Consider the following 20847-nt stretch of genomic DNA (forward strand, 5'->3'; position numbering starts at 1 on the left):
GGATGCTCGCCTATCGGTTGCGTGATCACTTTGGCAGTCTGATGTCACAGATTGTTATCGTTGATCGGAGAGTTCCATGCAGTTCCTGTCAGTCCAAGATATGTATAAAGGCGCGCAGCCAGCACCCGGACCAACCCTTGAAAAAACCGCGATTTTGGGTTTGCCAGTTGTGAATGCCCAATCCGGGCAGGTGATTTCAAAACTGCTGGATGGGACGCGCAAGACGGTGTTTTTCCTGAATGCTCATTGCGCAAACATCCGGGCCCGCAACCTTACCTATCGAGCAGCATTGGCCCGTGCAGATATGATCCTACCTGATGGAATTGGGGTAGAGGTCGCGGCAAAGTTGCAAGGTGTCCGGCTGACCGAGAACCTGAACGGCACTGATTTTGTTCCCAATCTATTGAAACGGGCCGCGCGTCTGGGGCAGTCGGTCTACCTGTTGGGGGGACGTCCCGGAACAGCTCAGGCGGCAGCGGCCCGGTTGCAGCATATGATCCCCGATTTGACCGTGGCTGGTGCGCGCGATGGTTACGAGGGGGCTGCGCGGGTTGACGAGGCGATCGTCGATATCAACCAGTCGGGCGCTGACATTCTGTTGGTTGCAATGGGCGTCCCGCTGCAAGAGCTGTGGATCACGCAAAACCGTCACCGGCTAGACCCTCGTATCGCGTTGGGCGTGGGTGCTTTGTTCGACTTCCTGGCCGGCAATGTGCGCCGGGCACCGCGTATCGTTCGCCGCGCCCGGATGGAGTGGGCATGGCGGTTGGCGATGGAGCCGCGCCGTATGGCCCGCAGATACATACAGGGCAATTTCGAGTTCCTCGGGCGTGCCGCACACAATTCGCTTTCCAAGGTCACAGCATGTCGTTTGCTGGACCTCACTTTGGCGGCGGTCGCGCTTTCTCTTCTGGCCCTGCCCATGGCAGCAATCGCGGCATTGGTGCGATTGGACAGTCGCGGCCCCGCCTTTTTTCGACAGACACGGATTGGTCGAAACGGGGTACCCTTCACAATGTACAAGTTCCGCTCGATGGCGCAGGACGCCGAAGCGCGGCGTGCAGATCTGCTCGCCCACTCAGATCGTGAGGGCGTGTGCTTCAAAGCCAAGAATGACCCGCGCGTAACCCGCGTAGGGCAGGTTCTTCGCCGGTTTTCGCTGGATGAACTGCCGCAAATCTTCAACGTTCTCAGAGGGGACATGTCGCTGGTTGGCCCGCGCCCGGCTTTGCCCGAAGAGGTTGCCGCGTATCCTGAACGGGCGCTGGAGCGCTTGCAAGTGCGCCCCGGTGTCACCGGCCTTTGGCAGGTTTCGGGTCGTGCGGGCGTCGGCTTTGACCGCATGGTCGAGCTGGATACGGCCTATGTCCGCTCTCGCTCGCCGCTATTGAACCTCATCCTCATCGCAATGACCGCGCGTGCTGTTGTGTCGGGCAACGGCGCTTACTGATCAAACCCAGGAGCATTGAAATGACACGTATTCGCAAAGCCGTTTTTCCGGTCGCTGGATTGGGCACAAGGTTTCTGCCCGCGACCAAATCGGTGACCAAGGAGATGTTGCCACTGATTGACCGGCCGTTGATCCAATATGCGGTCGACGAGGCCCGCTCGGCCGGAATTGATGAGTTCATCTTTGTCACCTCAACCGGCCAATCCGCGCTTGAGTCTTACTTCGGGTGCAACTCGGTGCTGGAGCGCAAGCTGAAAGATGGGGGCAAAACCGGCCTGCTAAACCGCTTGCGCCAAACGAACCTTGAGGATGAGACATACAGCTTTATCCAACAAGACAGCCCCCGCGGATTGGGTCATGCTGTATCTCTGGCGCGCGACTTTGTCGGTAATGAGCCCTTTGCGGTGATCCTGCCGGATGATGTGATCCACGCGCAGCGCTCGGTCCTGGCGCAAATGGTAAAGAACTTTGAAGGCAGCCACATGATCGCGACCCAAGCCGTTCCATCCGATCGGATCAGTGCCTATGGCGTAGTCGATATCGCGCATAAATCAGGGCAGGTACAGCACTTGCGGGGTTTGGTTGAAAAGCCTTCCGCCGCTCAGGCTCCGTCAGAGTTTGGTATCGTCGGGCGGTATCTGCTGCAATCTACGATCTTTGATCGTCTGGATGGCCTGGCACCCGGCGCGGGCAACGAAATCCAACTGACCGATGCGATCGCGGCGGATATCGAAGGGGTGGGATGCAATGGCTTTGCCTTTCAAGGAGAGCGCTTCGATTGTGGTTCGGTCGCTGGATACCTTGAAGCAACCACTGTCTTTGCGTTGGAGCGTGCCGAACTGCGAGACGGTTTCCAATCCATGTTGCGTCAGCGCATGAACCTCCTTTCTGTCGCCGCATGAGATCCAGGCACCTATCCGTTCGGATAGGTGCTTATCCCCATGCCCATCTGTCGCCGCCGACCTCTTTCTGGTTTCTTGGGGTCAAAGAGATGGAGATTAAGATGCGTCTGTTTTTTGCGATCATTGCAGCGGCTTTCACCTTTTGCCTTACGTCTGCTCAGGCCAAGGAACTGGTGACCCCGACAGGAGAGGTCGTATTGACCATTTCCGGCAACATCGGGCAAGCCGGACCCGATGGAACTGCGCAGTTTGATATGGAAATGTTGCAAGCACTGCCGCAGCGCAGCTTTGAAACCTCGACGATCTGGACCGAAGGCAAGGCCAGTTTTGTCGGCGTCCCTCTGTCGGTCTTGATGAAACGGGTCGGGGCAGAGGGCTCTGCGATCCGGGCAACGGCGATCAACGATTATGCGGTTGAGATCCCTGCGGACTCGATCTCGGCGCAGGATCCGATTGTCGCCTATGAGATGGACGGCGCGGCGATGTCCCGACGGCAGAAGGGGCCGCTTTGGATTGTTTATCCGTATGACAGTGACACCAAATACCAGACCGAGGTGATCTACTCTCGCAGTATTTGGCAACTCGACAGGTTGGAGATCGTTAAATAGCGTGGGGTTACAATAAAGTATGAAGTGGTTGTTGCAGGCGAAACATTGACAAGAGAATTCCAAAACCACTCGCGACGCCGGTGGGCCTTCTGGCTCATCGGTATCGCCGTTTTATGCGCCCTTGTTTTGGTCGTCTTGCTGTCGGTCAAGGTGATGTCCGACCTGCGCGACCGGCAGTCTGCCCGAACCGATAACGTCCAATGGACGCTGACGCAGGTTGAAGTTGAGTTCCTGTCCTATCTCAACGCGCTTGAGGCAGGTGTATCGGATGCGGAGTCAAAGCAAGAAACCCTGGACATTGTCCGCCGCCGTTTCGACCTTTTTTACAGCCGCATCGATATTCTGAGCACCTCGCGTCTGTTTGAAACGCTGCGTGCTGATCCAAAATTCGCCGAGCCTCTGGCGCAGGTTTCTGATTATCTTGAAGCATCGGTTCCCACAATCGATGCCGCAGATCCGAAATTGAAAATCGGGTTGCCTGATCTCTATCAAGGCGCCCGAGAAATATCTCCGCAGGTGCGTGAGCTTTCGGTCTCTGCGATCTCTTACTTTGCAAGCCAGTCAGATCAGCGCCGTGAGGAAACCGCGCTAAGCCTGTTTCAACTGGCCATTTTGTCCGGTGGGTTGTTCCTGACTCTCGCCGCAGTCAGCGCCTATCTTTTGGCGGTCAACCGCAAGGCCGAAAGGCGCGGGCGGGCGATCCGGCAGGCCAACCAACGTATGAATACGATCCTCTCGACCTCATTGGATGCAGTCATCGTGGTGGATGCCGCCGGCAAAGTGCTGGAGTTCAACGCTGCTGCACAAGCGATTTTTGGATATTCCGAGGATGAGGCCAAAGGGCATTTGATCGGTGATCTGATCGTGCCCGCGCATCTTCGCGACGCTCATACCGCCGGAATGGAACGTATGCAGCGCGGAGGTGATCGCCACGTCGTTGGCAAGGGCCGTGTTCAGCTTGAGGCGATGCGCAAAAACGGTGATGTCTTTCCTGTCGAACTCGCCTTGCAATCCGCCCAGGCAGGCGACGAAGAAATTGTCATCGGCTTTGTCCGCGATATCTCGCAAAGCGTGGCGGATCAGAAAGAGCTTGTCTCGGCCCGCGACCGCGCCCTTGCCGGGGAAAAGGCCAAGTCGGATTTCCTGACCGTCATGAGCCATGAGATCAGGACACCGTTGAACGGGTTGCTGGGCAATCTGACCCTGCTCAAAAACACACGCACGACCAGGCAGCAATCCCAGTTTGTCCGCAACATGGAGATCTCGGGACAGATTCTGCAAAACCATGTGGATGCGGTGCTGGATATCGCCCGGTTTGAGGCCGGTAAGCTGTCTATTGCGCGTGAACCGACTGACCTGAATGCGATGCTGCAGGACTTGGTGGATGGCCAAAGCGGCAATGCGGCCTCGCGCGGCAACTCGATTTCGTGGCAATGGGTGGGCGGAGCGTTTCCGAATGTCGCAACTGACGCACAGAGGCTACGGCAAATTTTGCTGAACTTAGTAGGCAATGCGATCAAGTTCACCGAAAACGGCCGAATATCGATTGAGGTTGAAAGATGTGAAGCTGCGGATCAGGGAAATGCACATATCTACGAAGTGCGTGTGATCGATACCGGGGTTGGCATCGCCGAGGATGAAATCGACACCATTTTTGATGACTTCTACACCAGCGATCCCTCAATCGGTCGCACGGCCGGAGGGACCGGGCTTGGCCTGGGGATCGCCCGTCGGTTCGCGCAGGCGATGGGTGGCGAGCTTGGGGCAGAAAGCACATTGGGCGCCGGCAGCGTTTTCTGGTTGCGGTTGCCATTGCAGTCGTCAGAGCCCGACCAGTTGCTTGACGCTGCTCAAATCAATACCACGACCGTTCGCCCCTTGAACCTGCTGGTTGTCGAAGACAACGAGATCAACCTCGAGGTTATCTGCAACATGCTGGCGCTGGACGGTCACCGTGTGACGACAGCTAAAAACGGGCAGGTCGGCGTCGATAAGGCCAAGGGGCAGCGCTTTGACGCGATCCTGATGGATATCAGTATGCCAGTGATGGATGGGCCAACCGCTGCGCATCATATTCGTAACGGTCAGGGGCAATCGGCAGATGTGCCGATTATTGCGGTGTCGGCCAACGTTCTTCCAGACGCAGTTGATGCCTTTCGCGCCGCTGGAATGACGGCTTTCATCGGCAAGCCAATTTCGATAGACGCCCTGCGCAGGGCGCTTTCGATGGTCACGCAACCCGAGATGCAGGTTTCGCAGAGTGTGCAGCTTGATCCATTGGCAGAGTTGAAAGACAGCGTCGGGCCTGAGGTCTTTGCCCGCCTTCATGCCAAGTTTATTGCCGAAGGGGATGAGTTCATTGGATGGCTCGAAACCCGAGCATTTGATCGGTCAGATTCGAATGAGCTCGCACGGGCTTGCCACAAACTGGCCGGTAGTGCGGCGACCTTCGGGGCGGAAAAGTTTCGAGAGGCGTTGGTTGCGGTAGAGATTGCAGCAAAAGAACACAAAGACATCACTGACAAGCTCGCTGCAGTCTCCACCGCTTGGGAGCGGGCGAAATCATCGCCCGCTCGGGATTGATTTACGGGGCCAGCAGCGCCGCAGCACCGACGATGCCAACAGCACGGGCAACCTCGGTCAGGCCGGTCACCTTACTGTCGTAGCAGGCAATGGCATCACCCGGCAGAACATAGGGGTCATAATCATCCCGATCCCCGCGCCGCAGCAGTTTTTCGATGTTGCGTTCAATGACGATCGAGTTGCCTGTCATCGGGTTGCGGGTGAACAGGACCGCGCTGCGATTGGCATTGGTGGTCTTGGCCCCGCCGACACAGTTGGTGTCGACAACTGCCTGAAGATAGCGCGTGCCATAGGGAACTTCGCGCACGTCGCGTCCGATGGCCGATTCCGCGTTTCCGGTGGCTGGTTGAGTGAGGTTTGACATGTACAGCGTTACACCGGGCGGGCTGATCGGACTGGGACGCATCAAGTCATCTTGGAAACATCCTCGGCTGTTGACCACGATCTTGTCCCCGGTCAGCAGCATAATGTCGGTCGGGTCGGTGCCTTCGAACACACCGCGCAGATCCATACGATAGATCGCGCCGTGACGGTGCAGTTCGACCGCTGACAGATCAGCATCCGGGCGTACGCCTCCAGCGGAACGAATGGCAACCGACAGGTTGCGCGCCTCGGTCGAGGCCCCCAACACACCCTGACGTCCTCGATCCAGCGCGTCGCCGGGGATGCCTCCGATCTCAACCGAGTGGGGTTCAAACACTGCACCTTGCACGCCGACAGTAACCGAGGCGAAGTCGCTAATGCGCGCCGTTACGCGCGGCGTGTTGTCATAGAACTGCGCTTCCACCAGAACACGGGCCACATCCCGCTCCACCTGCTCGGTCGTTCGACCCTGCGCGCGCACCGGTGGCAGGTAGGGCAGCTTCAGGTCGCCATCGCGAGACACAACGTAGGTGTCGCTGAGAAGTTCGTCACCGTCGATTGTGATCTGCACCATGTCATTGCGCGAAAGCTTTTCGCCCAACAGCGGACTGAGAGCAGGCTGTGACCATTTGGCAAAGGCGCTTGCGCCTTGATCCCCGGCCTGAGACCGACATGCGCGCCCGTTCATATGCTCCGATTGCAGCAAAGGCGCGTTTGCAAGGCGCCGCGATGGGGACCGGTACTGGGCTTGATAACTTTCGCCCTTCGCGACGGATTCGATGTTGCGCGGGGTCTTCATGCTACTACAGCCCGACAGAGCAATTGCGCTGACGGTTCCTAAAACCAAAACTTTGAAATGTCGTATCATTTTCAACTCTCCTGAACTGCATCCACAGCTACAGCAGTGCTTTCCTATGTGTCAGACCGGTATCGGGATTGCCGCCTACCCCATTCGGATAGGTCGCTCACCGGATGGTTCGTTCGGCTGTCCACCCGCGTCTGGGACAGAGACTTCGCCGCCAATTAAAACTGAGCTCAACACTGTTTCTGGACATTAGGTGAGATGACTCAGCGATTGGCACATTCCGGTTTCTTGCAGCACCTGCTGGCTTACGCGGCGTCTGAAGTTGCGGCAAAAGCCTCGCGTCTTGTTGTGGTCGTCGTAGTGGCCCGCAATCTCAGCCCCGAGGCGATCGGTCTGGCTGCTGCTGCCCTTGCGGCGGGGGATATCCTCAAGGCGCTCACCGAGAACGGTGTAGTTCAAAGGATCATCCAAGCCCCGCGGGCCGAGCTGGAACAGCGTTGCAACACCGCAAATCGTATTTTCTGGGGCTGGTGTGGAGGACTATTTCTGCTGCAGGTGACTATCGCTGCTGTCCTATACGCGATGGAGCATCAGACTTTGGCGCTGCTTCTCGCCATTCTGGCCGGAGAATATCTGTTTATGCCTGCAGGTTTGGTGCAGGCTGCGCTTGCGATGCGCGAAGGCAAGCTGAAACAGACTGCCGCCATTGCCGGAGGGCAGGTGGTTGGTGCGAATGTCATGGCGGCCCTGCTGGCGCTGCTCTGGGCATCGCCGCTGGCCTTGGTGCTGCCCCGGTTGTTGGCCGCCCCGATCTGGCTGGTCCTGATGCGCCGCCTGCGCCCCTGGGCGTCGGACGCGAAACACGGGTTTGCCGCCCTGCGCCCCTTTGTTGGTTTCGGCTGGGCCGTTCTGGGGGTCGAGATTGTCAAAGTTCTACGTCTACAGGCCGACAAACTTGTTGTCGGTGTGATGCTTGGGGCTGAAAGCCTTGGCATCTACTTCATGGCCTTCAACGCCGGGCTCGGTTTGGCGACTTCTTTCACGCAGGCTTTCTCGGTTGTTCTGTTCCCACACCTTTGCGCGGCTGAGGACAAGACCAAGGCGCTGCGTCACGGGCTCGGCACGTCCCTCCTGGTGCTGAGCCCGCTTGTTCTGCTGCAAGCTGCTCTTGCGCCGGTCTATGTGCCACTGCTGCTGGGCGCAGAGTGGCAGCAGATTTCACCGGTGGTCACTGTTCTTTGCCTTGCGGCTTTGCCCAGTGTCATCTGGTCCGCTGTAGCGGGTTGGCTGCGGTCCGAGAACCGCGCGATCACAGAGCTGCGGGTAAGCGCTGCACTTGCTTTTGCATTGATCCTCAACACTGCGGTCATGGCTCCTTTCGGGCTGATGCCGGTGGCGTTCGGATACTTGCTGACCAGTACTGTCCTGATGCTGACGGCCTCTTGGGTGCTGCTGCCTCGGGATCACAAAACAACAGAAAGGTTCGGCTTCCAATGACCCGCTTTACCATCATCATTCCGTTTCACAGCGATGCGGACACAATCGCCGACACGCTGACCAGCATTCGCACGCAAAGCTTTCCGAATTGGGAGGCGATCTGCGTCGGCGACCGCCCCTCGAAGGCATGTTTGTCTGTGGTGTTGGATCACATCGCGCAAGACCCACGCATCCGGGTCGCTGGCAGCCCGCTTGATGGCCCAAGTGCGGCCCGCAACTATGGGGCCGAGTTGGCCAAAGGTGACATACTGGCGTTCTGTGATGCAGACGATCTGTGGCACAAGGACAAGCTGGCGCAGCTAAACGAAGCCTTCCAACCCGCCTCTACGGATGCAGTCTTTGGGCAGATCCGGTTCTTCGCCGATCAGCCCGGAGATTCTCAGACGTGCTCGACCGTTCCTGACGCACCACTGACCATTCAGGACCTGTTGGCCGAGAACCCGGTCTGCACCATGTCCAATCTTTCGATCCGCCGCGAAGTCTTCAACGCGATCGGCGGCTTGGACGCAAGAACGGTGCATAACGAAGACTTGGAGCTGTTGATCCGCCTCGCAGGTGAGGGCTTTACCATCAAAGGCGTCGACCGGTTTCAGGTCTGGTATCGCACCAATGCCGGTGGATTGTCCTCGAACCTTAATGCAATGCGCGCTGGGCGGGCCTACGCGGTAAAAACGGCTGCGTCATATGGCGTTTTCCCGTCGCGGTCGTCCGAAGCCGTCTATTTGCGATATCTCGCGCGCCGGGCATTGCGATTGGGGCATCAGAGCCAGGCTCTGTCCTATACACGCAACGGCCTGGGTTTGCATGCGCGAAGTTTCCTGCTGCCTCTGCGCCGGGGTCTACCCACCGCGGCAGGGGCAACACTGGCCCCGATCTTGCCGCAAGCGATCAAACGCACGTTGTTTTCATGAGAATTCTGAAGGAGATCACCATGCCCATCGCATCTATCGTCGTACCTGCCTACAATGCCGAAACTACTTTGGCCGAAACACTCGCCTCGCTGAAGGCGCAAACCCATGACGATTTTGAAATTATCATCGTCGACGACGGATCCCAGGATACAACCCCGACGATTGCCCGCGCGCATCAAAGCGACCCGCGCGTGCGACTTGTTCAGCAGGCCAATCGAGGGCTGGCGGGCGCCAGAAACACCGGCATCGCCGCCGCGCGCGGAACGTTCATCGGCTTTTGCGATGCCGACGATCTGTGGATGCCCGAGAAGCTTGCGGCTCATATTCACCATCTCAAGAAAGAGCCGGATGTGGGGATAAGTTACTCCGGCAGTGCCTTGATCGACGAGGCGGGGTGCACGATGGGGATCAAACAAACACCCCGCCTGAAGAATGTGACCGCAGCCCATGTTCTGAACCGTAACCCGATTGGCAATGGATCGGCGGCCGTTATTCGTAAGACTGTGCTTGAGGCTCTGGCCTACCGCCCGGCTTTTGAGACCGAGCGGGATTGGGTCTTCGATGAAACCTTCAGGCAGTCCGAAGACATCGAATGCTGGATGCGGCTAGTGTTGACGACCGACTGGCAGATCGAAGGCGTTCCGGGGCTTATGACCCACTACCGGATCAGCGCGGGCGGGCTGTCGGCGGCTTTGGATCGTCAACTGGAGGCGTGGGAGAGGATGGTTGCGAAACTACGTCCGCTTAACCCTGAATTCTTCGCCCGGCACGAACACTCGGCCCGTGCTTATCAGCTGCGCTATCTGGCACGGCGGGCCATCACCAACCTCGACCGCGACGTCGCTTGGGAGTTGTCTGAGCGCAGCTTCAACGAAAGCCTCCGCCCCGTGCTGGAAGAACCTCTCAAGTCGTTCAGTACTTTCGCCGCAGCCATTGTTTTGAAAACGTTTGGACCCGGCCCGATCAACCGAGTCGGGCAAATGAAATCCAAGCTTCTGTCGATCTAAGAAGGGCATCTTCATGAAAAAGAAAAAGATTCTTCATCTGGTTGACGATACGACAGCGGGCGGTGTGATGCGGATGCTCGACCATCTAATGACGCAACCCTATTTGTCCGAGGCGGTTGAGCAAAAAGTCTTGAAGGTCAAACGTACCGCGTTTTCTTGGGGCAAACTGAAGGCGGATGTCATTGTATCCCATGTCGTGCCAAGCTGGAGAAGCCTGCCAGCGTTCTCAGCCCTTCGTGCCTTGCATGTCGACACAGAACTGGTCCATGTCGAGCACAGCTATACCCGGGCGTTCACCACCCTAAACGTCCCGCATAAACGTCGGTTTTTTGCGATGCTTCGCGTGATCTATTCCTTATTTGATAAGGTTGTCGCGGTCAGCCATACGCAGTCGGAATGGATCAAGGAACGTCGTCTGACAGAGCCGGAAAAGCTGGCCGTTGTTCCTCCTACCGTTGATCTTGAGCAGTTGGCTCGCAATACGACGCCCCCCAGATCCACGACCAAAATCGGTGCCATCGGGCGTCTGGAGCGGCAGAAAGGCTTTGACATCCTGATTCAGGGTTTCCAATCAACTTGCGCGCCAGAGGCGCGTTTGTTGATCTTTGGTGAAGGCAGTCAGCGATCATACCTTGAAGAGCTGGCAGAGGGTGATCCGCGCATTGAATTTCGGGGCTACGTGGATGACCCAGCAGAGGCCTATCAAGCAGTCGATATCGTCGCGATCCCGTCGCGGTGGGAGGCGTATGGGCTTGTGCTGGACGAAGCGCTTGCAGCACAGCGGAACGTGATAGCCAGTAAAGTTGATGGCTTACGTGACCGTGAGGGAGATACGAGAGTCTCTTTCTGTAACCTTGACCCTCATGAATGGAGGCGTGCGATCGATGAATTCCTGTTTTCCGGCGGTATTGAGATAAGCAGCTGAAACAAAGCCTGAAACATAAATTTTTTGGGTTTCAACTGTTTTGGCATTCGAGGTGACAACAAATTTTTGAAGACAGAGGGGAAAATTCTGAAGTTTCAACAATGGAAATTGGATGGTTTAGGTTTTGGGTTCGATCACCATTGGTACATGATTGTCTCAAATGATACGCAAGCCTGGCGAACAAACGCTCAGCCTGCTTGAGGGGTGCCAGGGGGTGAGTGAGACGGGTTCGACTGCCTCGCCGAGTACGAAACCAATCATAGTTTAATAGTATTGTCGTGGCGCCGAATGCGTTGAGCAAATGAATCTTGTTGCGAATAAGCTTGCACAATGGTCGCCATTTGGTTGCCACACAATCATTTTATCACCAAAGGCTTCGCGATTTTCTGAGAAGATGGTGCTGCTGGAGAGAATTGAACTCTCGACCTCTCCCTTACCAAGGGAGTGCTCTACCTCTGAGCTACAGCAGCGCTGTGGGCGGGTGATTAGACTCAAACGAAACGCGGCGCAAGGGTGTCTGGACGGTTTTTTTCGCCTCCTGTAGAGAAAGATCATGACGGATAAAAATTCACCCAAAAAACAAGGCAAATCCGGGGATGCGCGCGAAGAGCGGCTGAAAGCGGCGCTGAAGGCCAATATGGCGCGGCGCAAGGCGCAGGCCAAGGCGCGGGCGGCCTCCGGGGACAAAGCCGACAAGGACGAGGGATAAGAGCAGATGGATTCGATTCTGGTGACGGGCAACGGCCCGCTGAACGGTCAGATACCGATTGCGGGGGCCAAGAACGCGTGTCTGACGCTGATGCCCGCGACCTTGCTGAGCGAAGAACCGCTGACGCTGACCAACGCACCACGCCTCAGCGACATCAAGACCATGACGGCTCTGCTGCAATCGCTGGGGGCCGAAGTGTCGTCGCTGCAAGATGGTCAGGTGATCGCGATGTCGAGCCACAACCTGACCAGCCAAACGGCGGATTATGACATCGTGCGCAAGATGCGTGCCTCGAATCTGGTGTTGGGACCTTTGCTTGCGCGATTTGGACAAGCGGTCGTTTCTCTGCCCGGTGGCTGCGCGATCGGAGCCCGTCCGATGGACCTGCACGTGGAAGGGCTCGAGGCGCTGGGCGCCGAGATCGAGCTGAAAGACGGCTATCTGCACGCCAGGGCTCCGGGAGGGCTGAAAGGCGCGGTGCATGAGATGCGGTTTGCCTCGGTCGGGGCCACTGAAAACATCGTCATGGCGGCGACGCTGGCCAAGGGCACCACGGTTCTGAAGAACGCCGCGCGCGAGCCCGAGATCGTCGATCTGGTCGAATGCCTGCGCAAGATGGGTGCGCAGATTTCGGGCGAGGGCAGTTCGACCATCGAAATTCAGGGCGTCGACCGGCTGCACGGTGCCACCCATCAGGTTGTCACTGACCGGATCGAACTGGGCACCTATATGCTGGCCCCGGCGATTTGCGGCGGCGAGGTCGAACTGCTGGGCGGGCGCATGGCGCTGGTTGAATCCTTTGCGGCCAAGCTCGACGCGGCGGGGGTCAGTGTCACCGAAACCCAAAACGGCTTGAAAGTGGCCCGCAAGAACGGCCGGGTTCAGGCCGTGGATGTGGTGACCGAACCTTTCCCGGGGTTCCCGACCGACCTTCAGGCGCAGATGATGGCGCTGATGTGCACCGCCGAAGGAACCTCGGTCTTGGAAGAGCGAATTTTCGAAAACCGTTTCATGCATGCCCCGGAACTTGTGCGCATGGGCGCGAATATCGAAGTGCACGGCGGCACCGCCACCGTCACGGGTGTCGAAACGCTGAAAGGCGCCCCGGTGATGGCGACAGATCTGCGGGCTTCGGTGTCGCTGATCCTTGCCGGATTGGCGGCAGAAGGTGAGACAACGGTAAGCCGGGTCTATCATTTGGACCGCGGATATGAACATGTAGTGCGCAAGCTGGAAGGCGTGGGTGCAAAAATCGAACGGATCAAGGGCGAATGACGGACGCAAGTTTTGAAGACGGGCGCGAAGCCCCGCTGAATCTGGGGGCCGAGGATGCAGATGACCTGAAGGTGATCTCGACCCTTGCCCAGGACGCGGTTTTTCCCGTGACCGAGATGAAATGGCAACCGTCGAAGCGCCGCTTTGGCCTGTTGCTGAATCGCTTTCGCTGGGAAGACAAGGATGCCGCCGCCCGTCGTGACCGCCCGTTTGAACGGGTGCAGTCGGTTCTGGTCTTCGATTCCGTTCTGTCCGTGGCCAGTCAGGGCATAGATCGCGGCGAGAAGGACATGGTCATGTCCCTGCTGTCCGTCGAATTCGAACCCGGCGAGGATGGCGCGGGCCAGGTCTTGCTGACACTGGCGGGTGATGGCGCGATCCGCCTGACGGTCGAGGCGTTGGAAGCCACGCTCAAAGACGTCACGCGCCCGTATCAGGCCCCATCCGGTCGGGTCCCGCACCACCCTGAATAGATGCAGAACAAGCGTGGCATTCCTCAGGCGTTTTTGAAGGTGCCCGAAGGCATCGCCCTGCGCCCGGCCACGGTGTTCGATGTGTTTGACGTAAGCCGGGTACTGATCCGGTCGATCACGCAGCTTTGTGTGGCCGATCACAACAATGATCCCGACCATCTGAAGCAGTGGACCGCGAACAAAGACCCGGCGACCATCCGGGGCTGGTTCAAGCCGGGATCCCAGATCTGGCTGGCCGAGCGTGAAGGTCAGGTGGCTGCGGTCGGAGGATTGATCGAAACCGGCAAGATCACCTTGCTCTACGTTGACCCGGATCACGTCGGCAGCGGGGTGGGGGCCGCACTGCTCAACAGGCTGGAGCGGCAACTGGCCGCGTGCGGCTGTTCCGAGGCGCATCTTGATGGCACCCGGACCGCGCGCGAATTCTATCTGCGCCACGGCTGGCAGGTCACCGGGCAATGCAGTGACCGTCAGGACCTGTCCTGCTTTGCCATGCGCAAATCGCTGCACCCCCAGGGCTGAGGGTTGAGGCCGCGCCTCGTGGGCGATATGTCCCGTGGCGCAACGCCCGGAGTGCCAGACCATGCCCGTTTTCCTCGACGCCACATCGCCCGATTTCGAAGCCGCCTTCCAAACCCTGCTGTCCGCCAAGCGCGAGGACAGTCCGGATGTGGACGCGGTCGTGGCGCAGATCATCGACGATGTGCGCAAACGGGGCGACGCGGCGGTCATCGAACTGACCGCGAAATTCGACCGGCTGGAGCTGACACCCGAAACGCTGGCCTTCAGCGCGCAGGAGATCGCAGACGCGGTGGCGCAGGTCGGGGCCGAAGACCGCGCCGCGCTGGAGCTGGCCGCCGGCCGGATCCGGGCCTATCACGAAAAGCAGATGCCCGAGGATCACCAATGGACGGATGAGGCCGGGGTCACACTGGGCTGGCGCTGGTCAGCCGTTTCGGCTGCGGGGTTGTATGTGCCCGGCGGGCTGGCGTCTTACCCGTCTTCGGTTCTGATGAATGCCATCCCGGCCAAGGTGGCGGGCGTGGAACGGCTGACCATCGTGGTGCCCACGCCGGACGGGCAGGTGAACCCGCTGGTGCTGCTGGCGGCACAATTGTCGGGCGTGGACGAAGTGTATCGCATCGGCGGCGCGCAGGCCGTGGCGGCGCTGGCCTATGGCACCGACACCATCGCACCGGTCGACAAGATCACCGGCCCGGGCAATGCTTTTGTGGCAGCGGCCAAGCGGCGCGTCTTTGGCAAGGTCGGCATCGACATGATTGCGGGCCCCTCGGAAATCCTGGTGATCGCCGACAAGGACAATGACCCCGACTGGATCGCGCTGGACCTGCTCAGCCAGGCCGAACATGATGAAAGCGCACAGTCGATCCTGATCACGGATGATGCCGCTTTTGGCCACAGCGTTGCCAAGGCTGTCGAAAAGCGCCTCGAAACCCTGCAACGCCGCGCCATCGCCGGGGCCAGCTGGCGCGACTTTGGCGCCATCATCACCGTGCGCGATCTGGACGAGGCCGCGGCGCTTTCCAACCGTATCGCCCCGGAGCATCTGGAGCTTTGCGTCGCGGACCCGGTGGCGCTGAGCGAAAAGACCATCCACGCCGGGGCCATCTTTCTGGGCCAATATACCCCCGAAGCCATCGGTGATTATGTCGGCGGCCCCAACCACGTGCTTCCAACGGCCCGGTCCGCCCGGTTCTCGTCCGGGCTCAGCGTGATGGATTTCCTCAAACGCACCACGCTCAGCCAGATGACCCCGGAAGCCCTGCGCGCCATCGGGCCCGCCGCTGAACAGCTGGCGCAATCGGAAAGCCTCGAGGCGCACGGCCTTTCGGTCACGGCGCGCCTGAACCGCCTGAATGGCTGAAATGACGCAAAGACCGGGCATGTATGGCGCTTCTCTGCGTTGCCGACGGAATGCCGTTGTTATAGGTCTGTGCTGACACAAGGATAGTTGCCGTAAAGATGACCCGTATTTCGCATATCGAACTGGATGACCGAAACCTGCCGCCTCCGACCCCCGAGATCGAGCAGGAACGCAAGGTTGCCATCTATGATCTGCTGGAAGACAACAGCTTTGCGCTGCCCAAACGGGATGACCGCGTCATTCCTGATGGGCCTTACCACGTGCAGCTTTCGATCCGCGACAAACGGCTGGTCTTTGATGTCGCGACGGAAGAGGATGAAAAAGCCGCCGAATTTCACCTGTCGCTCGGCCCGTTCCGACAGGTGGTCAAGGATTACTTCCAGATCTGCGAAAGCTATTTCGACGCGGTCAAATCGCTGCCTCCCAGCCAGATCGAGACCATCGACATGGCCCGCCGCGGCATCCACAACGAAGGCAGCCGCGTTCTACAGGAACGGCTGGAGGGAAAAGCAGAAGTGGATACCGATACGGCCCGACGCCTGTTCACGCTGATCTGCGTGCTGCATTTCGGGGGCTGACGGGTGAAGCCTCTGCCGCAGTCGGTCCTGTTCTGTTGCGACCACAACTCGGTTCGATCTCCGATGGCCGAGGGGCTGATGAAGAAGTTTTACGGCACGGGCACCTATGTCCAGTCCGCAGGCGTGCACAACGATCTTGAAATCGACGGGTTCTGCATCGCGGCCTGCCAGGAGGTGGGTGTAGAGCTGTCCCGTCATCGCTCGCGGTCCTTTGACGAGATGCAGGAATGGGGCGACGATCTCAGCTCGTTCGATCTGGTCGTGGCGCTTTCGCCCGCCAGTCAGCGCCGGGCGCTGGAACTGACCCGGGTTTTTCACCTCGATGTCGATTATTGGCCAATAATGGACCCTACCGGGTTGGGCGAGACCCGCGAAGAAAAGCTACATCACTACCGACAGACCCGCGATCAGATCATCAAACATCTGAAAGACCGCTGGGGCGAACCTACGGAGTGACCATGAACCAGACCGTCAAAACCTATTTCGAAGCCTTCAATGCCGGTGACGTGGATGCCATGCTGGCTTGCCTGTCCGATGACGTGGCCCATCACGTGAACGAAGGCCAGATCCGCATCGGCAAGGAGAAGTTCGCCGCGTTCTGCGCGCATATGAACCGCTGCTACAAAGAAAACCTGACCGACATCGTCGTATTCGAAGCCGAAGGCGGCACCCGCGCGGCGGCCGAATTCATCGTCAACGGAACCTATCTGGAAACCGATGACGGCCTTCCGGATGCGCATGGCCAGACCTACCGCCTGCCTGCCGGTTCGTTCTTTGACCTGAAGGATGGCAAGATCACCCGCGTCACCACTTTCTACAACCTTGCGGACTGGACCAAACAGGTCTCGAATGGCTGAGGTCACAGCCGTCCGCCCCCTGATCGGAGAGGCGCTGGAAGCCGCCCTGGATGACGTTGCCCAGCTGCGCATCAAGGTGTTTCATGCCTGGCCGTATCTTTACGATGGCGACCTGGGATATGAACGGAACTACCTGCAATCCTACCGCGACAGCGACAAGGCCATTGTGGTCGGCGCATTCGACAACGACCGCCTGATCGGCGCGTCAACCGGCGCCCCTCTGATCGACCACGCCGGAGATTTCGCGGCGGCTTTCGAGGGCACCGGGTTTGATCTGAACGACATCTTCTATTGCGCCGAGTCGGTGCTGCTGCCCGACTATCGCGGGCAAGGTGTCGGCCACAGGTTCTTCGACGAACGCGAAACCCACGCCCGCGCGCTGGGCTTCACAAAATGCGCCTTCTGCGGTGTACAACGCCCCGCAGATCACCCGATGCGGCCCGACAAGTACCGCCCGCTGGATTCTTTCTGGAGGGCGAGGGGATACACGCCTTTGCCCGGCGCGATCGCGCAGTTTTCGTGGAAAGATATTGGCGACGAAGGCGAATCGAAAAAACCTCTTCAGTTCTGGATCCGTGACCTCTGAACGCCAAACGCAGAAAAAATTCCCGAATCATGGTAGTGTTGGGTTTTCTGTGGGGGAAGTGCCATGAAACGCTATGTTATCGAACGCGATCTTCCGGGTGTAGGTTCCATGTCCGGTGACGAACTGTGCGGCGCGTCTGCGAAGTCGAACGAAGCGCTGGCGCAAATACCGGGCGTGCAGTGGGAGCATTCCTATGTTGCCGGTGACAAGACCTTTTGCATCTATCTGGCCGAGAGCGAGGACGCGATCCACAAGCACGCCGAGCTCAGCGGGTTCCCGGCCAACACGATCACCGAAGTGACCACCATCATCGATCCAACGACCGCAGGGTAATTGGGCTGTACTCCGGTCCGCGTCCGCGACTAAGGTCATGCGAATTTGACCGCACGGGGACGCTGCCATGAAAGTCGCAACCGCCGCCTATGACCTCGACTGGCTGGATAGCTGGGCGCAGTTCGAAGACAAGCTTGAGAGGTGGGTGTCCCAGGCCGCAGGGCAGGGGGCCGAATTGCTGGTCTTTCCCGAATACGGCGCGATGGAGCTTTCGACCCTGGACGGGGCCGAGGTTGCCGGTGATCTGGAGCGTTCGATCCGGGCCGTATCCGACCGGATGGAGGATGTACAAAACCTGCACACCCGCCTCGCCAGGACGTACAAAACCTACATTCTGGGCGCATCCGCGCCGGTTGTGGATGGCCCCGGGCGTCCGGTGAACCGTGCCGCCTTCTATGCGCCGGATGGCAGTTCTGACCATCAGGACAAACAGATCATGACCCGGTTCGAACGCGAGGATTGGGACATTGCCCCGGGGGGTCCGCTCAAGCTGTTCGACACCGCGCTGGGCAAGATCGGTGTGTTGATCTGTTACGACAGCGAGTTTCCGTTGCTGGGCCGCGCACTGAGTGAAGCAGACTTGATTCTTGCGCCATCCTGTACCGAAGCGCTTTCGGGTTACTGGCGCGTGCGGATTGGCGCGATGTCAAGAGCTTTGGAAAATCAATGCGTTACGGTTATGGCCTCGCTGGTTGGAAGCAACGAGTGGTCCGAGGCGGTGGATATGAACACCGGGACCTGCGGTGTGTTCGGCCCGCCCGACAAAGGGTTCCCGGCCACCGGTGTGCTGGCCGAAGGCACGCTGAACCAACCCGGCTGGACCTATGCGGATGTCGACCTGTCAGCCATCGCCGAGGTCCGCGCAGACGGTCACGTGCTGAACCGAACCCATTGGGAGGAACAGGCCGCCCGAGTCGAATCGGTCACAATATCCGCTCTTTAGGTGATTCCGCCCTTGAAATAAGGCGGAAATAGGCTCATTTAAGCGCACACCCCCGCAGATTCTGCGGGTGCAACGTAATGATGGAGACAACATGGCCAAGGAAGATACGCTCGAATTTCCCGGTGTCGTGAAGGAACTCCTGCCTAATGCGACGTTTCGGGTCGAGCTGGAAAACGGCCATGAGATCATCGCACATACGGCAGGCAAGATGCGCAAGAACCGCATCCGTGTTCTGGCCGGCGACAAGGTTCAGGTCGAGATGACCCCATATGATCTGACCAAGGGTCGGATCAACTACCGCTTCAAGTAACGCCTGCCGCAATGGCGTTCATTCTCGGATCGGGCAGCCCAAGACGGCTGGACCTGCTGGCCCAGCTTGGCGTGCAGCCCGATGCTATCCGCCCTCCTGACATTGATGAAACGCCCTTGAAGGGCGAGCTTCCGGTTCCGTATTGTCACCGCATCACGCGCCAAAAAGTGCAGGCTGTTCAGGCGGATAGAGACGACGTTACCCTCTGCGCAGATACCACCGTGGCCTTGGGGCGCCGAATTCTTGGAAAGCCCGAGGATGCGGGGCAGGCGGCGGAATTTCTGCACGCTCTGTCCGGTCGCCGTCACCGCGTGATCACCTCGGTTGCGGTCCGGCGCGGAGATCGTGTGCTGCAACGTGATGTTGTCTCGCAGGTCAAGGTCAAACGCCTGTCGGACGTCGAGATCAACGCCTATCTGGCGACCGGAGACTGGCGCGGCAAGGCAGGCGCCTATGCCATTCAGGGTCCCGCAGGGGCTTTCATTCCATGGATTTCTGGGTCGTTTACCGGCATCGTCGGCCTGCCCCTGTCCGAGACCGCAGCCTTGCTGCAAGGCATCGGCTATCCACTGTATCGTGAGGCATCATGAAAGGTCGCACCATTGTTCTGGACCATATCCAAGGCCGCGAAGCGGCTGCGCTGATGGTCGACGGCAAGCTGGATGACTTCTTGATCGCCGCGGACGCCCCCGCGCCCGGCACCATCTACCGCGCCCGCGCTGACCGCCCGGTCAAGGGGCAGGGCGGAATGTTCCTGACCACGCCAGATGGCCCTGCGTTCTTGCGACAAGTCAAGGGCTTGGGTCCCGGCGCCCTGTTGTTGGTACAGGTCAGCGGGTTTGCTGAGCCCGGCAAAGCCATCCCGGTGAGCCATCGCATCCTCTTCAAAAGCCGCTATGCGATTGTCACGCCGGACGCTCCGGGCCTGAACATTTCGCGCAGTATCAAGGACGAGGACATACGCGATCAACTGCTTGAAATCGCCCATGAACAGATGGGTGACAGCGCGTATGGTCTGATCCTCCGCTCCTGTTGTGCAGGAGCAGATGCCGAGGATATCTCGGAAGACATCTCGGCCATGTTGGCGCAGGCCGATCAGGTGATGAGTGACGACGGGTCCGAGCCGGAACTGCTCAGCGAAGGTGACAGCCCTCATATCCTTGCCTGGCGCGACTGGACGGACCCGGCCGAAGTCGTGACCCAGGCGGGCGGGTTCGAAACCCACGGCGTTCTGGATGCACTGGACATGGTGCGTGGAGCGTCCGAGCCTTTGCCGGGCGGAGGGCATCTATATATCGAACCCACACGCGCATTGGTCGCCGTGGATGTGAACACCGGAGCGGACACCTCGCTGGCGGCGGGCACCAAGGCCAATTTTGCCTGCGCCAAGATGCTGCCCCGTGCTTTGCGCGTACGTGGGCTGGCCGGGCAGATTACGCTGGACCTGGCTCCAATGCCAAAGAAGGATCGCCGCGGGTTTGAATCCGCTTTGCGTGCCGCGTTCAGATCAGACCCGGACGAGACGATTCTTGCAGGCTGGACCCCGCTGGGCCATTTTGAGTTGCAGCGAAAACGTGGTCGTATTCCCGTGATGGAGATCCTGAAATGAGCTGCCCGATTTGCGGTGCGGAGACCGAACAAAAGTTTCGTCCGTTTTGTTCCAGGCGGTGTGCGGACATTGATTTGGCCAAGTGGCTGAACGGGTCCTACTCGGTTCCCTCGCAGCGCGAAGAGGACCTCGAAGCCGAGGATGACACGCAGGACTTCACGCCAAAGCGACCACATTGAAAAAATGTGAAAAAGCCTCTGGACACCGCTTGTAGCAAGTCATAGAAGGCCCCCACCCA

General features: G+C 59.0%; 24 protein-coding genes and 1 tRNA gene. 23 read left to right on the plus strand and 2 right to left on the minus strand.

The genetic code is table 11. From position 1 onward, the window contains the following. The first annotated feature begins 76 nt into the window (after window positions 1–76). From AC2FFD_RS01760 to AC2FFD_RS01775, 4 genes are all read left to right on the plus strand, one after another. Window positions 77–1450: a WecB/TagA/CpsF family glycosyltransferase gene (locus AC2FFD_RS01760; RefSeq protein ID WP_496871636.1), complete on the plus strand. Its 1374-nt coding sequence runs from the start codon at window positions 77–79 to the stop codon at window positions 1448–1450. A gap of 20 nt (window positions 1451–1470) precedes the next feature. Beyond that, on the plus strand, window positions 1471–2352 hold the full coding sequence (locus tag AC2FFD_RS01765; RefSeq protein ID WP_496871639.1) for a UTP--glucose-1-phosphate uridylyltransferase: 882 nt from the start codon (window positions 1471–1473) through the stop codon (window positions 2350–2352). A 101-nt stretch (window positions 2353–2453) separates the two neighbouring features. Next, window positions 2454–2960: a putative pterin-binding protein gene (locus AC2FFD_RS01770; protein ID WP_254443861.1), complete on the plus strand. Its 507-nt coding sequence runs from the start codon at window positions 2454–2456 to the stop codon at window positions 2958–2960. A 45-nt stretch (window positions 2961–3005) separates the two neighbouring features. Beyond that, entirely contained in the window at window positions 3006–5543 is a 2538-nt protein-coding gene (locus tag AC2FFD_RS01775; protein WP_496871642.1) for an ATP-binding protein, read from the plus strand. 1 nt (window position 5544) lies between these two features. Here AC2FFD_RS01775 and AC2FFD_RS01780 read toward each other — a convergent pair whose 3' ends face one another. Then, window positions 5545–6705, minus strand: a complete 1161-nt coding sequence (locus tag AC2FFD_RS01780; protein WP_496871644.1) for a polysaccharide biosynthesis/export family protein — start codon at window positions 6703–6705, stop codon at window positions 5545–5547. A 264-nt stretch (window positions 6706–6969) separates the two neighbouring features. Here AC2FFD_RS01780 and AC2FFD_RS01785 point away from each other — a divergent pair, with 264 nt between their 5' ends. The 4 genes from AC2FFD_RS01785 to AC2FFD_RS01800 are packed head-to-tail and all read left to right on the plus strand — an operon-like array spanning window position 6970 to window position 11051. Continuing rightward, complete coding sequence (locus AC2FFD_RS01785) at window positions 6970–8208, plus strand: oligosaccharide flippase family protein (protein ID WP_496871645.1); 1239 nt, start codon at window positions 6970–6972, stop codon at window positions 8206–8208. After that, entirely contained in the window at window positions 8205–9119 is a 915-nt protein-coding gene (locus AC2FFD_RS01790) for a glycosyltransferase family 2 protein (RefSeq protein WP_496871646.1), read from the plus strand. Before AC2FFD_RS01785 ends, AC2FFD_RS01790 begins: the two co-directional genes overlap by 4 nt. Window positions 9120–9139: 20 nt before the next feature. After that, entirely contained in the window at window positions 9140–10126 is a 987-nt protein-coding gene (locus tag AC2FFD_RS01795; protein WP_496871647.1) for a glycosyltransferase family 2 protein, read from the plus strand. A 13-nt stretch (window positions 10127–10139) separates the two neighbouring features. Then, window positions 10140–11051 (plus strand): glycosyltransferase family 4 protein, encoded by a 912-nt coding sequence (locus tag AC2FFD_RS01800; protein ID WP_496871648.1) that lies wholly within the window; start codon window positions 10140–10142, stop codon window positions 11049–11051. Between the two features lie 395 nt (window positions 11052–11446). On the opposite strand, the gene AC2FFD_RS01805 is transcribed toward AC2FFD_RS01800, so the two are convergent. Further along, window positions 11447–11521 (minus strand) — tRNA-Thr (locus AC2FFD_RS01805). Between the two features lie 83 nt (window positions 11522–11604). Here AC2FFD_RS01805 and AC2FFD_RS01810 point away from each other — a divergent pair. From AC2FFD_RS01810 to AC2FFD_RS01880, 15 genes are all read left to right on the plus strand, one after another. Then, window positions 11605–11760 (plus strand): hypothetical protein, encoded by a 156-nt coding sequence (locus AC2FFD_RS01810; protein ID WP_170346170.1) that lies wholly within the window; start codon window positions 11605–11607, stop codon window positions 11758–11760. 6 nt (window positions 11761–11766) lie between these two features. Continuing rightward, a complete protein-coding gene (gene murA / locus AC2FFD_RS01815; RefSeq protein ID WP_496871649.1) occupies window positions 11767–13035 on the plus strand; it encodes a UDP-N-acetylglucosamine 1-carboxyvinyltransferase in 1269 nt (422 codons plus the stop codon). Then, window positions 13032–13508 carry a DUF2948 family protein gene (locus AC2FFD_RS01820; protein ID WP_496871650.1) on the plus strand — a complete coding sequence of 159 codons (477 nt, stop codon included), beginning with the start codon at window positions 13032–13034 and terminating at the stop codon, window positions 13506–13508. The genes murA and AC2FFD_RS01820 overlap by 4 nt, the downstream gene beginning before the upstream one ends. Further along, window positions 13509–14030, plus strand: coding sequence for a GNAT family N-acetyltransferase (locus AC2FFD_RS01825; protein WP_496871651.1), 522 nt, complete (start codon window positions 13509–13511; stop codon window positions 14028–14030). Window positions 14031–14091: 61 nt separating this feature from the next. Then, window positions 14092–15393, plus strand: a complete 1302-nt coding sequence (hisD, locus tag AC2FFD_RS01830) for a histidinol dehydrogenase (protein WP_496871653.1) — start codon at window positions 14092–14094, stop codon at window positions 15391–15393. Between the two features lie 98 nt (window positions 15394–15491). Continuing rightward, window positions 15492–15971, plus strand: a complete 480-nt coding sequence (locus AC2FFD_RS01835; protein WP_170346175.1) for a UPF0262 family protein — start codon at window positions 15492–15494, stop codon at window positions 15969–15971. Window positions 15972–15974: 3 nt separating this feature from the next. Then, window positions 15975–16427: an arsenate-mycothiol transferase ArsC gene (locus tag AC2FFD_RS01840; protein WP_170346176.1), complete on the plus strand. Its 453-nt coding sequence runs from the start codon at window positions 15975–15977 to the stop codon at window positions 16425–16427. 2 nt (window positions 16428–16429) lie between these two features. Next, the gene (locus AC2FFD_RS01845) at window positions 16430–16828 is read left to right on the plus strand and encodes a ketosteroid isomerase-related protein (RefSeq protein WP_299636373.1); all 399 of its coding nucleotides are present in this window, start codon (window positions 16430–16432) and stop codon (window positions 16826–16828) included. After that, window positions 16821–17414 carry a GNAT family N-acetyltransferase gene (locus tag AC2FFD_RS01850; RefSeq protein WP_257599194.1) on the plus strand — a complete coding sequence of 198 codons (594 nt, stop codon included), beginning with the start codon at window positions 16821–16823 and terminating at the stop codon, window positions 17412–17414. Before AC2FFD_RS01845 ends, AC2FFD_RS01850 begins: the two co-directional genes overlap by 8 nt. Window positions 17415–17477: 63 nt before the next feature. Further along, entirely contained in the window at window positions 17478–17747 is a 270-nt protein-coding gene (locus AC2FFD_RS01855) for a DUF4242 domain-containing protein (protein WP_152458857.1), read from the plus strand. 67 nt (window positions 17748–17814) lie between these two features. After that, a complete protein-coding gene (locus tag AC2FFD_RS01860) occupies window positions 17815–18690 on the plus strand; it encodes a carbon-nitrogen hydrolase family protein (RefSeq protein ID WP_496871656.1) in 876 nt (291 codons plus the stop codon). Between the two features lie 91 nt (window positions 18691–18781). Continuing rightward, window positions 18782–19000, plus strand: a complete 219-nt coding sequence (gene infA, locus AC2FFD_RS01865; protein WP_005978431.1) for a translation initiation factor IF-1 — start codon at window positions 18782–18784, stop codon at window positions 18998–19000. 11 nt (window positions 19001–19011) lie between these two features. Then, the gene (locus AC2FFD_RS01870; protein WP_480683779.1) at window positions 19012–19590 is read left to right on the plus strand and encodes a Maf family protein; all 579 of its coding nucleotides are present in this window, start codon (window positions 19012–19014) and stop codon (window positions 19588–19590) included. Further along, window positions 19587–20609, plus strand: coding sequence for a ribonuclease E/G (locus AC2FFD_RS01875; protein ID WP_425078756.1), 1023 nt, complete (start codon window positions 19587–19589; stop codon window positions 20607–20609). Before AC2FFD_RS01870 ends, AC2FFD_RS01875 begins: the two co-directional genes overlap by 4 nt. Continuing rightward, entirely contained in the window at window positions 20606–20788 is a 183-nt protein-coding gene (locus tag AC2FFD_RS01880; protein WP_170346183.1) for a DNA gyrase inhibitor YacG, read from the plus strand. Before AC2FFD_RS01875 ends, AC2FFD_RS01880 begins: the two co-directional genes overlap by 4 nt. The last annotated feature ends 59 nt before the right edge of the window (window positions 20789–20847 follow it).

Source organism: Ruegeria sp. YTSC002, from assembly GCF_059609845.1.

Excerpts from the sequence above, each read along its gene's own strand:
- AC2FFD_RS01835 (WP_170346175.1), top strand. The coding sequence starts at position 15,492 with ATGACCCGTATTTCGCATATCGAACTGGATGACCGAAACCTGCCGCCT.
- hisD (WP_496871653.1), top strand. The coding sequence starts at position 14,092 with ATGCCCGTTTTCCTCGACGCCACATCGCCCGATTTCGAAGCCGCCTTC.
- AC2FFD_RS01875 (WP_425078756.1), top strand. The coding sequence starts at position 19,587 with ATGAAAGGTCGCACCATTGTTCTGGACCATATCCAAGGCCGCGAAGCG.
- AC2FFD_RS01850 (WP_257599194.1), top strand. The coding sequence starts at position 16,821 with ATGGCTGAGGTCACAGCCGTCCGCCCCCTGATCGGAGAGGCGCTGGAA.
- infA (WP_005978431.1), top strand. The coding sequence starts at position 18,782 with ATGGCCAAGGAAGATACGCTCGAATTTCCCGGTGTCGTGAAGGAACTC.
- AC2FFD_RS01880 (WP_170346183.1), top strand. The coding sequence starts at position 20,606 with ATGAGCTGCCCGATTTGCGGTGCGGAGACCGAACAAAAGTTTCGTCCG.
- murA (WP_496871649.1), top strand. The coding sequence starts at position 11,767 with ATGGATTCGATTCTGGTGACGGGCAACGGCCCGCTGAACGGTCAGATA.
- AC2FFD_RS01790 (WP_496871646.1), top strand. The coding sequence starts at position 8,205 with ATGACCCGCTTTACCATCATCATTCCGTTTCACAGCGATGCGGACACA.
- AC2FFD_RS01855 (WP_152458857.1), top strand. The coding sequence starts at position 17,478 with ATGAAACGCTATGTTATCGAACGCGATCTTCCGGGTGTAGGTTCCATG.
- AC2FFD_RS01860 (WP_496871656.1), top strand. The coding sequence starts at position 17,815 with ATGAAAGTCGCAACCGCCGCCTATGACCTCGACTGGCTGGATAGCTGG.
- AC2FFD_RS01845 (WP_299636373.1), top strand. The coding sequence starts at position 16,430 with ATGAACCAGACCGTCAAAACCTATTTCGAAGCCTTCAATGCCGGTGAC.
- AC2FFD_RS01810 (WP_170346170.1), top strand. The coding sequence starts at position 11,605 with ATGACGGATAAAAATTCACCCAAAAAACAAGGCAAATCCGGGGATGCG.
- AC2FFD_RS01780 (WP_496871644.1), bottom strand. The coding sequence starts at position 6,705 with ATGAAGACCCCGCGCAACATCGAATCCGTCGCGAAGGGCGAAAGTTAT.
- AC2FFD_RS01795 (WP_496871647.1), top strand. The coding sequence starts at position 9,140 with ATGCCCATCGCATCTATCGTCGTACCTGCCTACAATGCCGAAACTACT.
- AC2FFD_RS01760 (WP_496871636.1), top strand. The coding sequence starts at position 77 with ATGCAGTTCCTGTCAGTCCAAGATATGTATAAAGGCGCGCAGCCAGCA.
- AC2FFD_RS01870 (WP_480683779.1), top strand. The coding sequence starts at position 19,012 with ATGGCGTTCATTCTCGGATCGGGCAGCCCAAGACGGCTGGACCTGCTG.
- AC2FFD_RS01820 (WP_496871650.1), top strand. The coding sequence starts at position 13,032 with ATGACGGACGCAAGTTTTGAAGACGGGCGCGAAGCCCCGCTGAATCTG.
- AC2FFD_RS01770 (WP_254443861.1), top strand. The coding sequence starts at position 2,454 with ATGCGTCTGTTTTTTGCGATCATTGCAGCGGCTTTCACCTTTTGCCTT.
- AC2FFD_RS01765 (WP_496871639.1), top strand. The coding sequence starts at position 1,471 with ATGACACGTATTCGCAAAGCCGTTTTTCCGGTCGCTGGATTGGGCACA.
- AC2FFD_RS01785 (WP_496871645.1), top strand. The coding sequence starts at position 6,970 with ATGACTCAGCGATTGGCACATTCCGGTTTCTTGCAGCACCTGCTGGCT.
- AC2FFD_RS01825 (WP_496871651.1), top strand. The coding sequence starts at position 13,509 with ATGCAGAACAAGCGTGGCATTCCTCAGGCGTTTTTGAAGGTGCCCGAA.
- AC2FFD_RS01800 (WP_496871648.1), top strand. The coding sequence starts at position 10,140 with ATGAAAAAGAAAAAGATTCTTCATCTGGTTGACGATACGACAGCGGGC.